The sequence below is a fragment of the Paenibacillus phyllosphaerae genome (genome assembly GCF_014192105.1).
In the GTDB taxonomy this organism is placed as follows: domain Bacteria; phylum Bacillota; class Bacilli; order Paenibacillales; family Paenibacillaceae; genus Paenibacillus_Z; species Paenibacillus_Z phyllosphaerae.
In genome coordinates this window covers 704129-717695 of the sequence record NZ_JACHXK010000001.1, presented here as the reverse complement: position 1 = coordinate 717695, position 13567 = coordinate 704129, and the positions used below count along the sequence as shown (strand labels likewise).

General features: G+C 55.5%; 9 protein-coding genes. 5 read left to right on the top strand and 4 right to left on the bottom strand.

Annotated elements, in window-relative coordinates; all coding sequences use genetic code 11:
* The first annotated feature begins 137 nt into the window (after nucleotides 1-137).
* Entirely contained in the window at nucleotides 138-1343 is a 1206-nt protein-coding gene (locus tag FHS18_RS03005) for a C40 family peptidase (protein WP_183596811.1), read from the top strand.
* A gap of 127 nt (nucleotides 1344-1470) precedes the next feature.
* Here the strand turns inward: FHS18_RS03005 and FHS18_RS03000 are convergent, their stop codons facing one another.
* Complete coding sequence (locus FHS18_RS03000; RefSeq protein WP_183596809.1) at nucleotides 1471-2889, bottom strand: NAD-dependent malic enzyme; 1419 nt, start codon at nucleotides 2887-2889, stop codon at nucleotides 1471-1473.
* 229 nt (nucleotides 2890-3118) lie between these two features.
* Nucleotides 3119-4234: an MGDG synthase family glycosyltransferase gene (locus tag FHS18_RS02995; protein WP_183596807.1), complete on the bottom strand. Its 1116-nt coding sequence runs from the start codon at nucleotides 4232-4234 to the stop codon at nucleotides 3119-3121.
* 525 nt (nucleotides 4235-4759) lie between these two features.
* Between FHS18_RS02995 and kapB the strand changes: the two genes are divergently transcribed.
* Both kapB and FHS18_RS02985 read left to right on the top strand, forming a co-directional pair.
* Nucleotides 4760-5149: a kinase-associated lipoprotein KapB gene (kapB, locus tag FHS18_RS02990; RefSeq protein WP_183596805.1), complete on the top strand. Its 390-nt coding sequence runs from the start codon at nucleotides 4760-4762 to the stop codon at nucleotides 5147-5149.
* Entirely contained in the window at nucleotides 5149-5769 is a 621-nt protein-coding gene (locus FHS18_RS02985) for an orotate phosphoribosyltransferase (RefSeq protein WP_343060368.1), read from the top strand. Before kapB ends, FHS18_RS02985 begins: the two co-directional genes overlap by 1 nt.
* Before the next feature lie 121 nt (nucleotides 5770-5890).
* Here FHS18_RS02985 and FHS18_RS02980 read toward each other — a convergent pair whose 3' ends face one another.
* Nucleotides 5891-7285: an SGNH/GDSL hydrolase family protein gene (locus FHS18_RS02980; RefSeq protein ID WP_183596801.1), complete on the bottom strand. Its 1395-nt coding sequence runs from the start codon at nucleotides 7283-7285 to the stop codon at nucleotides 5891-5893.
* Nucleotides 7286-7648: 363 nt separating this feature from the next.
* On the opposite strand from FHS18_RS02980, the gene gltB reads away from it, so the two are divergent.
* Nucleotides 7649-12253, top strand: coding sequence for a glutamate synthase large subunit (gene gltB, locus FHS18_RS02975; RefSeq protein ID WP_183596798.1), 4605 nt, complete (start codon nucleotides 7649-7651; stop codon nucleotides 12251-12253).
* A 205-nt stretch (nucleotides 12254-12458) separates the two neighbouring features.
* Nucleotides 12459-12614 (top strand): hypothetical protein, encoded by a 156-nt coding sequence (locus tag FHS18_RS02970; RefSeq protein WP_183596795.1) that lies wholly within the window; start codon nucleotides 12459-12461, stop codon nucleotides 12612-12614.
* Nucleotides 12615-13077: 463 nt separating this feature from the next.
* Here FHS18_RS02970 and FHS18_RS02965 read toward each other — a convergent pair whose 3' ends face one another.
* Nucleotides 13078-13449, bottom strand: coding sequence for a helix-turn-helix domain-containing protein (locus FHS18_RS02965; protein ID WP_183596792.1), 372 nt, complete (start codon nucleotides 13447-13449; stop codon nucleotides 13078-13080).
* Between the last annotated feature and the right edge of the window lie 118 nt (nucleotides 13450-13567).

Genomic DNA, 13567 nt, shown 5'->3' with positions numbered 1-13567 from the left:
GTCGATCTACGTACAATTGAGCTAAGCAAAACGGCCAATGGTCAAGAAAACACGTTAGATGTCAGCACTTATCATAGATCAGATCCAGCTCTAGCAGCATCTTAGCGAACAACTAGACATTCGGAGGGAACTACTTGATGAAGAAATGGACAGCACTGACGATGGCAACGATCTTTGCCGCTTCTCTATCCGCACCACTAGCCGCATCGGCTGCAACGGGAACTGCCGAGGTACAAGCTTCCGTCAGCTTCCGCACAGAGCCTTCGACTTCTTCGGGCGTCATCCGGTATCTCAAATCCGGCGAATCCGTCAAAGTCATCAGCGAAGTGAACAGCTACTGGCTTCAAGTACAAGATAGCAGCGGACAAGTCGGCTACGTCTCGTCCAATGCCAAATATATCGATTTCGTGGAAGACAGCGTAACCGCGCCTGCAACGGCAACGGGGAATGCGACGGTAACGTCCTCGGCTTCGTTCCGCAAGAGCGCATCGGCTTCTTCGACGCGCATTCGTTATTTCAGCAAAGGCGAGAGCGTGACGATCCTGTCCCAGCCGAACAGCTACTGGTACCAGGTGAAGGACGCGAATGGCGTAGTCGGTTATGTGGACACGGATTATGTCGCGACGAGTGGGACATCCACGCCTTCGACAAGCACGCCGGTGGTAACGGCACCGGCGGACGCGAACGCGGTCATTAACGCTTCCGTCTCGTTCCGTACGGCTGCATCCACATCGGCTTCCCGTATTCGTTACTTGAAGTCGGGCGAGCAAGTGACCGTCATCGGCCAGCCGAGCAAATCCTGGTATCAAGTGCGCGATGGCAGCGGCGTCGTCGGTTATGTCAGCTCGGATGCCCAATATATCACGACGAGCTACAGCTCTGCGCCTGTCATTACCAATCCGTCGGCTGCCATCGAGTCTGTCATCGCGGCAGGCATGAAATATTGGGGCACGCCGTACGAGTACAGCTCTGACCGCAATACGACCACGACCTTCGACTGCTCGGACTTCGTGCGTACCGCTTTCCGCGACGCGCTTGGCCTGATCCTGCCTTCGGACTCCCGCGATCAAGGGACGTATGTGAAGAGCAAAGGCGCCGTGACGACGGACTACACGCAGCTGAAGCGCGGCGACTTGATGTTCTTCATGTCCTACAAAGGCTCGAAGGCGTCCTCGTACAGCGGCGTGAACAAATCGACGGCGACGATCACGCATGTCGGCATCTACCTCGGCAACGGCCAGATCCTTCATACGTATTCGACAGAATCGGGCGGCGTCAAGATTAGCGACATTGCCGGCACGCATTGGGAATACCGTTTCCTGTACGGCGGCAGCGCCCTGTAGGCGTAGTTTCTAATAATGACAAAGAGCGCAAGCCTTCAATGGCCTGCGCTCTTTGTGCTGCTTGCGGAATGTGTGCGGTTTTGCTAAAAGTCTTACGGCTATGTTCGTCGTTGTTGCCTCGAGCCCGCTAGTCACGCACCTGTCTGCGCGCGACGCCGGAATCGACGGCTGCTTGCACGACGCGGCGCCTGACCTCCTCCACGACGCGTTGATTGAATACGCTCGGGATGATATAGAGGGGACTCAGCTCTTCATCGGTGATGACGGAAGCGATCGCTTCCGCCGCGGCCAACTTCATCGCCTCGTTAATATGGCTTGCCCGGCAATCCAGGGCGCCTCGGAAGATACCCGGGAAGCAGAGCACATTGTTGATCTGGTTCGGATAATCCGACCGTCCCGTCGCGATGACCGCGACGATGTCCTCTGCCGCTTCCGGGCGAATCTCCGGCTCCGGATTCGCCATCGCGAACACGATCGGGTCGGACGCCATGCGTCCGATGTATTCGCGCTTCAAGATCCCGCCGGCCGATACGCCGATGAATACGTCCGCGCCATCCAGCGCCTCCGCCAAGCCGCCACTGCGGCGTTCCTCGTTCGTATGGTCCGCATACCATTGCCAGCTTTCGCTCGCATACGCGTTGTCCCTCGTCAGGATGCCTTCGCGGTCCACGCCGATAATATGCTTCGCGCCGCCGGCCAGCAGCATCTTCGTACAAGCGGTCCCGGCCGCGCCGATCCCGCAGACCACGAATCGAGTATCTTCGATCTTGCGCTCGGTCAGTTTCAGCGCATTGAGCATCGCGGCATAGAGCACGACGGCCGTGCCGTGCTGATCGTCATGGAAGACGGGAATGTCGAGCTCCGCCTGCAGCCTTTGCTCGATCTCGAAGCAGCGGGGAGCTGCGATATCTTCCAGATTGATCCCGCCGAAGCCTGGAGCGAGCGCCTTCACGGCAGCGATGATAGCTTCCGTATCCTGCGTGTCCAGGCAAATCGGGAAGGCATCGACATCCGCGAACTGTTTGAACAGCATCGCCTTGCCTTCCATGACCGGCATCGCCGCATAGGGGCCGATATTGCCCAGGCCGAGCACCGCGCTGCCATCGGAGACGACGGCGACGGTGTTCTTTTTGATCGTCAGATTGAACGCCTTGCTCGGATCTTCGTGAATGGCATTGCAGACCCTGGCCACTTCAGGCGTGTAGACGCGGGACAGATCGTCCCGGTTCTGAATCGGCGTCTTCGGCTGAATCGTGATTTTGCCCCCGAGATGGAGGAGGAACGTGCGGTCCGAGATATTGACCAACCGGATACCTGTCAGCTCTGCGAGCGCTTCGGAGATTCGCTGCGTCGTTCCTTGCTCGGATACTTTAATCGTTAAGTCGCGCGTGGATCGGCCTTTGCCGGTCTGTATGACGTCAATGGCGATAATGTCGCCGCCGGCCTGCTCGATCGCGGTCGCCGCCTTGCCGAATTGCGCCTGCTGGGTATCGAGCTCCAGCCGCATGATGACGGTCTTGCCGTCCAATGCTTTGTTATTGGCCATCTGCCTGTCCTCCTTCTAAGCCTATGCCGTAAAACACACCTACGCTATCTTTACCCTTCCTCCGATTACGCTATGCACGAGAGGGGGTACAAGCTTGGGCAGAGCGGCGGGAAACGAGGTGAAACGGCTAACGCCGTCCTCTGGCGGCGTATTAAGTTTCATTCCGGAGAAATAGAAGATGATTGATAAGCGTGCAACTTAGTAATTCTTATATTTCGAAGAAAAACCGTCACTGCATAAACTGCAGGACGGCTCTCGAACATTGCGTGGGATTATATTGTTGGTTGCGCTTGGACAGCAGCTTGCGGCGGTATTGCACCGCTGCGTACGGCTCTTGAATGAGGTGGAACCACTTCTCGATCGTGTCCGTCGACTCGAGCATCTCGCCGAAGCCGTTGTTGACGAAATATTCGCAGTTCTCTTCCTCCTGGCCGGGAATCGGTTCATAGAACAGCATCGGAATGCCTTTGCTGAGGCCCTCCGTGCAGGTCATGCCGCCGGGCTTCGTAACGAGCAGATCCGAGACGTCCATCAGCTTGCTGACCTCGCGGGTGAAGCCGAGCACCTTCACGTTGGGGTGCTGGAAGCGGGGATCCGCGAGGAGCCGGTCGCGGGCTTCCTCGTTGTTGCCGACGCAGTAGATCAGCTGCACGCGGTCGCGGTACTCCGTCATATGCGCGAGCAGGTCGTCGCTGTTCAGGATCCCCCAGCCGCCGCCCATAATAAGAACAGTCGGCATGTCCTTAAGGCCGAACTGGGAATGGATCTCGGCCTTGTCGTACGTATGCCAGAAATTCGGGTGGACCGGGATGCCGGTCACCTCGATCCGCTGCCGCGGAATGCCGCGATCGATCAGCTTCTGCATGACGAGCGGCGTGGAGACGAGATATTTGGTCACTTCCGTGCTGGTCCATGTGCCATGTGCGTCATAGTCGGTTATAAGAGTATAGAGCGGCACATCCAGCCCGAGCCGCTTCAGCCGCGAGACGACGGCGTTAGGCACCGGGTGAGTACATACGATAAGATCCGGCTTCAACTGATTGATGACTTGCGATGTATGAGTATAAAAAATGCGATGCAAGGCGAGTTGAGTCAGTCGGTTCAATGATTTCTTGTATTGTCTGCGGTATACGATGCCGACGAGTTTGGGTTGCTTCACGACCGTCTTGCGGTAAGCGTTGACAATCATCGGACCGAGTACCGGGTTTAAGAATTTGCCTAGCTCTATTACTCGCGTTTGAATGCCCGGATCAAGCTCACGCAGCCCGAACGCAAGCGCATAGGCGGCTTGGGTATGTCCGGAACCGAACCCCTCCGAGAGCAGAAGCACTCGTTTCTTGCGCATCTTCTCACCTGCTTTTCTGTATAAGATGAGAACAACTGTCTTAAGTTCTGCATCTGTCGTCCGTGGCGTATGTGTCTTATATCATATTACGACGCTGAGGACGGTAATACAAGATTATCGGGCTGTCCAAAGGTGGAATACGAGGTAATAATCACCTTAAATTTGGGTAAAAGTCACTGATTGGTTTGAAATCAGGTTAAGGATTTCAACATTCAGTGGAATGTTTGGTTTGTGTTTCCAATCGTAAGATTGGAAATACAGCATACAGCGTGTTAGGCTGATTGGCTTGCGATCCCGATCGGGATAGCAGCATTCAGTGGAGTGATTGTTTTGAAATCCGGTTAAGGCATTACTACATTCAGCCAATTTTAACTTTACATTTTCGCCGGCAAATCGTTTCCCCGTACTACGACGACTCAACGTGCCAAAAGGTTCGGCTGTGAGGCATAGCCCCGTCCGCTTGCTTCGGGCGGAACACTTCCTATATTCTAATGTAAGAAGATGAGAGATGGAGCGTGGGATGAGATGAGAACGAATGAAGCTTACCGGCCGGAAGCCGGCGCCCTTGTAATGGCTCAGGTGAAGACGGGGGAGTATATTGGTGAAGTCGTGGAAGTGAACGGCCCGCGTGCGCTGGTCAAGATTCTGGCCGTCGTGAAGCACCCGGAGCAGGGCGACCTGCATAACCCGTATAATCCAGATGTGCCGTTCTTCCATGAACGCCGCGCGCTTAGCTACACCGAGAAGACGAATGTGCTGGCGGGCGATATCCGCCCTTATGCCGGCAGCGTGCCGGATTATAAGGAATCGCTGACGCTGGCGCTGGCCCGCGAGATTGAAGGCTTGGACCGCTTGAAGCGTTGGGCGGAGCGGGGCCTCGAACTGCTCGAGCAGCTGGGTAAGGAGTATCGCTAGTGAGCGATGAAGCGCGGCAGGCGGCAAGCGGGCAGCGACAACCGATGAAGGAGACGATGTTTCTAACGATGGATAAACAAATGATGGCTCAGGAGATTTACAAGCTGGCGCATCTGCACGGAGCATTCAGGATGCGCAATGGCGGCACCTCCGAGAATTATGTGGATCCGTACCGGTTCGAATCCGATCCAAGATTAATGGGCGCGATCGGCTGGGAGATGTCGACCTTTATACCGGTAGGCACCGAGGTGCTGGCCGGCCTCGAGCTTGGCGGCATTCCGCTCGTGACGGTGCTGTCGATGGAGACGCGGCTGCCGGCCGTCTTCGTGCGGATCGAGCCGCGGGCCTACGGCACAGGGCGGTTGGCCGAAGGCGCCGATGTGGCAGGCAAGAAGGTCTGCGTCATTAAGGATATCGTGTCCACGGGCAAGCAGGTCATCAATAGCGTCAACGATCTGCGCGCCGCAGGGGCGATCGTGACCGATGCGATCTGCGTCATCGAGCAAGACCCGGCAGGCCGCACGAATGTAGAAGCCGAAGGCGTCCGTTTCCATGCGCTGTTCACGATGGACGAGCTGGCGACGCTCGGCGAGAGCGGCGTGCCGAACATTGCGGAATAACGCGCAGGAGAGGCAGTCGGCTTAACGTCGGCGTATCACATAAAATGTACAAATCCCCCGCATCTGCATAGCGCAAGAAACGCTGTGCGGAGTGCGGGGGATTTTTCATAAGAAAACGCGATTATTCGTTAATGAAGACCGTCTGGATCGGCTTGCGGTAGGTGACCTGATAGCCGAGGCCTTTGGACAGGGCAGCGAGCGGGAGATAGGTCGACGATGTCGTCTTGCCCGTCTTCTCCAGGTAAGCCGGCGTCGTAAGCGGGAGCGTCTGTCCGTTCACCTTCATCGTCTTGGCGCCGATCGTGAAGGAGACGACCTTGCCTTCCGACTTAAGCGTGGCCGTCTGCGTCTTGCTGTCCCAAGTGACGGATGCGCCGAGCGCATTGGCGACATCCCGCATCGGCAGGAAGGTCGTGTTGTTCTTCACTACCGGCTTGTTGCCGCCAGTCAATTCTTTGCCGCCCACGACGATGTGAAGCGGGACGCCGGCAGGCAGCGTGCTAGCTTCGCGGTAAGCGCCCCAGATCGTGTCGGCGAACTGCTGGGCGATAATCTTGTAGCCGCTATTGTTCGGATGTACGTCGCCTTCGCGGATGGACGTGAGCAAGAATTCCTTGCCCGCGAACGGGGTGGAGATGTCAACAATCGACAGATTAGAACCTTTAGCCGCATAGTCCGATTGCAGCGCGATGAGCTCATCATGCAGGTCCGCGACGCCTTGTTGGAGCACGGCATACTGCTCTTCCGTTACGGCCTGGATGATCTGATTCGGTTTCGGCACCGGCAAATATTGGTCGGCCAGCACGATGGTCACGTCCGGATTGAGCGTATAGATCGTATCCAATGATGCGGTAAGCGCGGCCTTGTACGCGTCTACCAGATCGGCGAGCAGCTTCGTGAGCTCCTCGGGCGTCACCTCGCGCGAACGGATTTCATTAAATAATGGAAGGAAATCGTTGCCCCCGATCGTCATCGTGATCAGATCGGCGCCGGTGAGCGCGTCCTTCAGCTGCGTTGTTTGCTCGATGCGTCCGGCAGTTGTCGCGTACTTGGACAACCCGGATTGCGCTTCCTCGGCCGTGATGGCCTTTCCTTGCGCAGCTGCCTCGAGCCAGGCGGCAAGGCCATTGCTCTTGAGCCCGAGCACGCCGAAGTTGGTAAGTTCTGCCGCGCCGTGATAGAGCGCTTGCTCATAGAGTCGATCGGCATAGCCATATGGCGTCGCATCCGCGGTCATCCCGAGCGTATAGCCGACCGTAAGCGAATCGCCGAGCGCGACGACTTGGAGCGGATTGTTCGCACTTGACTCGTTTTGCGTAAGGAGCGGAGCAGCCAGCGGAACCGCCGATTGTGGGGCATTCGCACCTGTACCGACTCCTGCAAAAGTATAAGTTGCTGCAGAGGCCGAAGTTTGCGGAGCGCTGCCTTGCGCGCTAGCTGCAGGGACGGCGCAGGTCACCAAGACGGCGGCTGCGGCGAGAAGGGCGAGCTGATTTTTCCTGAAGTTGCTATACAATGAGACCACTTCCTTTTGTTATAGTGAAAATATCTGAATAATCTTAACTGACACATTCGGTTAACAACTCTTATCGCGGACATAAAAATATTAAATTGATATCCCAATGGGGTGATGTTATTATCATATAAATACAAAAATTGCGCATTGGATATTCTTGCTTCGGTACATCGACGTGATAAAGCGAGATTCCGAATGTTAGAAGGTGGTATGGGCAGCAATGTTCGTACTCAAGTCGAATGCGGAAACGGTCGAGGGTTGCACTCCTTTTCCATTCTAAGCGATTGTGCTTCGAAATTGAAGCGTATGGCCGTCACTGATTTACGTTTGCACAAAAATCTTCTGATAGAAAGGTTGCACGCAATGAAAGAGAATCGTTTCGGATTGCCGCCGAAGCAAGGCCTGTACGATCCGCAGTTTGAGAAAGACGCTTGCGGTATGGGCTTTGTGGCAAACATCAAGGGGAAAAAGTCGCATAATATCGTACGTCAGGCGCTTACGGTGCTCGAGAACATGGAACACCGCGGCGGCCAAGGCAGCGAGCCTAATACGGGGGACGGAGCGGGAATCATGCTTCAAATTCCGCACACGTTCTTTGTCCGTGAGATGCAAGGGCTTGGAATCGAACTGCCAGAGAACGGCGAATATGCGGTAGGCATGCTGTTCTTGTCCCAGGACGAGACCGTACGCGGCAACAACGAGCGGGAGCTTGAGGCGATCATCCGCGAGGAAGGACAGACGCTGATTGGCTGGCGTACCGTACCGACCAATGATGAGAAGCTGGGTGCTTCCGCCAAAGCGGTGAAGCCGTATGTTCGCCAAGTGTTCATCGGCAAGTCGGCCGACCTGAAGGACGAATTGTCCTTCGAACGCAAGCTGTACGTCATCCGCAAACGCGCGGAGCTTGCGATCCGTTATGCAGGCGCCGAAGGCGGAGACATGTTCTACTTCCCGAGCCTTTCGAGCAAGAAAATCGTATACAAAGGGATGCTCACGACCGAGCAAGTTCGTTCCTTCTATATGGAACTGAACGACGAAGCTGTCGAGACAGCGATCGCGCTCGTGCACTCCCGTTTCTCGACGAATACATTCCCGAGCTGGGAGCGCGCGCATCCGTACCGCTATATGATCCACAACGGCGAGATCAACACGCTGCGCGGCAACGTGAACTGGATGCACGCTCGTCAGTCGCTGTTCGAGAGCGAGCTGTTCGGCGACGATCTGGCGAAGATCAAGCCAATCATCAATCCGGACGGCTCGGATACGGCGATGTTCGATAACACGCTCGAGTTCCTCTACCTGTCCGGCCGTTCGCTGCCTCATGTAGCGATGATGATGGTACCGGAGCCATGGTCCAACCATGAGACGATGGACGATGAGAAGAAAGCTTTCTACGAATACCACAGTACGTTGATGGAGCCATGGGACGGACCGGCAGCAATGGGCTTCACGGATGGTACGCAGATCGGCGCGATTCTCGACCGTAACGGACTTCGTCCAGCACGTTACTACGTGACGAAGGATGACCATATCATCCTCGGTTCCGAGGCGGGCACGGTGCACGTCGATCCGGAGAACATTCTGTACAAGGACCGTCTGCGTCCAGGCCGGATGCTGCTCGTTGACACGAAGGAAGGCCGCATCATCTCCGATGAAGAGGTCAAAGAATCGATCGCGAAGGCGAATCCTTACCGCGAATGGCTGAACGAGCATCTGATCGGTCTCGACGATCTGCCGGATGCCCCAGAGCTTCCGGAACCGAACCATGAGACGGTTGAACGCCGTCAGCAGGCTTTCGGTTACACGTTCGAGGATCTGCGCAAAGTGCTCGAGCCAATGGCAGGCAGCGGCGTAGAGCCGATCGCATCCATGGGTTACGACGCGCCTTTGGCGATTCTGTCCGAGCGTCCGCAGCGTCTGTATAACTACTTCAAGCAGTTGTTCGCCCAAGTAACGAACCCGCCGATCGACGCGATCCGCGAGGAGATCATTACGGCGACGACGACGACGATCGGTCCTGAGCGCAACCTGCTCAATCCGGAGCCGGAGAGCGCAAGACATATCACGCTCGCATCCCCGGTATTGTCGAACGAAGAATTCGCGAAGCTGCGCCATGTGCGCCGTCCGGGCTTCAAGTCGATCACGATTCCGATCCTCTTCCCGGCCGACCAAGGCGAAGAAGGCTTGCGCGAAGCACTGAAAGTAATGAACGAAGCGGCTGACCGCGTTATCGCGAAAGGCCATAACATTATTATTCTGTCTGACCGCGGCGTAGACCGCGAGAATGCGGCTATTCCGGCGCTGCTCGCCGTATCTGCGCTGCATCACCACCTGATTCGCGAAGGCACGCGTACGCGCGTCAGCATTCTGCTCGAATCCGGCGAACCGCGCGAAGTGCACCATTTTGCATTGCTGCTCGGTTACGGCGTAAGTGCGGTTAACCCTTATCTGGCGTTCGAGACGCTCGACGATATGATCCGCCAAGGCTTGCTGCGCGGCGTGAAGCATGAGAAGGCCGTTAAGAACTTCATCAAGGCTGCGACGAAGGGCGTTACGAAGGTACTGTCCAAGTACGGGATCTCGACGATCCAATCGTACCGCGGCGCGCAGATCTTCGAGGCTGTCGGCCTGCAAGAAGATCTGATCGAGCAATACTTCACATGGACGCCATCGCGTATCGGCGGCATCGGCCTCGATATCATTGCGCAAGAGACGCTCAAGCACCACAACCGCGCGTTCTCCGAGCAAGAAGGCCGCGTGAAGGAACTGGATTCCGGCGGCGAATACCAATGGCGTAAGGACGGGGAAGACCACCTGTTCAGCCCGATGACGATTCATACGCTGCAGACGGCATCGCGTACGAATAACTACGAGCTGTACAAGAAGTTCTCCCACATGGTCCAAGGCGAAGACAAGAAGCATCTGACGCTTCGCTCGCTTCTCGACTTCAACTTCAATGCCGAGCCTGTGCCTCTGGATGAAGTTGAATCCGTGGAATCGATCGTCAAGCGCTTCAAGACGGGCGCGATGTCCTTCGGTTCGATTAGTAAAGAAGCGCACGAAGCGCTCGCGATCGCGATGAACCGCATCGGCGGCAAGTCCAATACGGGCGAGGGCGGCGAAGACCCTGCGCGCTTCATCCCGGATGCGAACGGCGATTCCCGCCGCAGCGCGATCAAGCAGGTTGCTTCCGGTCGTTTCGGCGTAACGAGCAATTACCTCGTCAACGCAGACGAGATTCAGATTAAGATGGCGCAAGGCGCGAAGCCAGGCGAAGGCGGACAGCTGCCAGGACGTAAAGTATACCCTTGGGTTGCTGAAGTTCGCGGATCTACGCCGGGCGTAGGCCTGATCTCGCCACCGCCGCATCACGATATCTATTCGATCGAGGACTTGGCTGAGCTGATCCACGATATGAAGAACGCGAACCCGCGCGCTCGCATCAACGTGAAACTCGTATCCGAGGTTGGCGTTGGTACAATCGCAGCTGGTGTAGCTAAGGGCCGTGCGGACGTTATCCTCGTCTCCGGCTACGATGGCGGTACAGGCGCATCGCCGCTTGCATCGATCCGTCACGCCGGTCTGCCTTGGGAGCTGGGTCTTGCGGAGACGCACCAGACGCTCATTCTCAACAACCTGCGCGACCGCGTCGTTGTCGAGACAGACGGCAAGATCATGAACGGCCGCGACCTTGCGATCGCAGCATTGCTCGGTGCGGAAGAATACGGCTTCTCGACAGCTCCGCTCGTCGTACTCGGCTGTATTATGATGCGCGTCTGCCAGCTGGATACTTGTCCGGTCGGCGTGGCGACGCAGAATCCGGAGCTTCGCAAGAAGTTCATGGGCGATCCGAGCCATATGGTCAACTACATGCTGTTCGTGGCGCAAGAGTTCCGCGAGATCATGGCGCAGCTGGGCTTCCGTAACGTCAATGAGATGGTCGGCCGCGTTGACCGTCTGAAGACGAAGGAACTGATCGATCATTACAAGCTCAAAGGCATCGATCTGGCGCCGCTGCTCCATCAAGTGGAACTGCCGGCTGGATCCGAGCGTTATCAAGTGCAAGAGCAGAACCATCTGCTCCACGAATCGCTTGATATGCAGAAGCTGCTGCCGCTTGCGCAGCCTGCGATCGAGAATGGCGAGCAAGTACGCGCAACACTGCCGATTGCCAACACGAACCGCGTAGTCGGTACGATTGTCGGCAGCGAAGTGACGCGCCGCTACGGTGCGCAAGGCTTACCGGAAGACACGATCTCGTTCCACTTCGTCGGATCGGCTGGTCAGAGCTTCGGTGCATTCGTACCGAAAGGCATCACGCTTTCCCTCGAAGGCGACTCGAACGACTATGTGGGTAAAGGTCTGTCCGGTGGTAAGATCATCGTCGCACCTTCGCCGCAGGCAACGTTCAAGGCCGAAGAGAACGTCATTATCGGTAACACGGCATTCTACGGCGCTACTAACGGCGACGCTTATATCAGCGGTATCGCTGGCGAGCGCTTCGCGGTACGTAACTCCGGCGTGAAAGTCGTCGTCGAAGGCGTAGGCGACCACGGCTGTGAGTATATGACTGGCGGACGCGTCGTCGTCCTAGGCGGCACAGGCCGCAACTTCGCGGCTGGTATGTCCGGCGGTGTCGCGTATGTGCTTGACGAGGCGGGCACGTTCCTTCAGAACTGCAACCTTGAGATGGTACTGCTCGAGCGCGTCGAGTCCGAGAGCGAAGCGGCTGAGCTGCGCGGCATGATCGAGCGCCACGTTCAGAACACCAGATCGGCTGTCGGCGACCGTGTCCTGTCCGACTGGGCATCGTACCTGCCGAAGTTCGTTCGCGTTATTCCGAAGGATTACAAGCGGATGCTGGAGCAGATCGAGAAAGTCGAAGCGACTGGCCTGAGAGGCGAGGAAGCCCTTCTGGCGGCGTTCGAAGCGAACATGAGAGAATTAGCACGCGTAGGCGGCAACTAAGTCGTATACGTCAAGGAGAGCCCTGAGAAGGGCTCTCCTTTTGTTTTAGATGATACAGCTTGTTTCTGTCATTATTCGACAAAATTAGAACTGGAAAACCTGGATTTCACTTCAAGCTTCGACACACTTTGTAGCAATCATGCTTTATAATGACATTATCAGCTTGAGAGAGAGATAAATCATGGAATGGCGAGGGAGATACAAAATGATACATACAATGGACCGCGCGAAGAACACGAATAGCGGAACGAAGCCGGAGAAAATTACGATCGACGTGAATAGATTGCTGGAACAATTGGAACTGCAAGACAAGTGGGAAGCGTTCCAGAAGGACGAAATGAAGAAACGCCTGCGTAAGTAGTAGGGTGCAGGAACTAAATAAGCGGTGTAGGAGGTCTGATGTCCCCTACACCGCTTATTTTTATAGGATAAATAGAACATATTCGACAAAATTCTAATAAATTTAATGAGAATCGCTATCAAATTCCGACAGTATCTTGAGGCAAGGTTGTTTATAATGGAACTTGTTGGTTCAACCGGTCCTTGTACGGACCCATGAGATAGAAGGAATAGGAGTCGAAGCGAGATGAACATGAGCACTGCGATGACAACCGAGAACAACAGAGGCAACATAACCCTGGATGTCCTTGACGTGGTTACCCAGCTCGGCTTGAATCGCTCGAACTGGCCGTCCGATCTGCCCCCGCTAGGGGAAATTACCCCCGATACGCCCACCTGAAACGGTGTGAAGAACAAATAAACCATAGACGGCATCAAGTGCCGTACTATGGTTTTATTCCTCAAAAATAGGACCGAAAGGTCCCTTATTTATTCATCATCCGTTCGGCCCGTACGAAAGCAATGAAACGCCGGGCTTCCTCTGCGGATAAACGTTTCCCATCTATCGTGAGATCGAATTTATCTAATAGTTCATCGTCCGCCAGCTCCAGCTGATCGACGAATTCTTTGACTGGCTCATCTAATATAGCATGAGGGTTATTCGTGCGACCGACCAGGTAGTCAACAGACACATGGAACAAGTTAGCGAATTTCAATAACGTCTCGCTATCCGGCTCCCTTCGGTTCTTCTCATAATGGGACAGTGCTGCTCGCGAGATCCCCAGAGATGCCGATGTCTGTTCTTGTGTCCATCCCCGATCTTCCCTCAATTTCGCAATACGGCTGCCGATATTCATACAACGCCACGCCTCCTAAATTACTGCTCGTTATTACATATTAATACGAAACGCTTACAAATGCATTGATTGCGACAAAACGTCGCATTCTTGTAAAAACTATGAAAAACGTATTGAC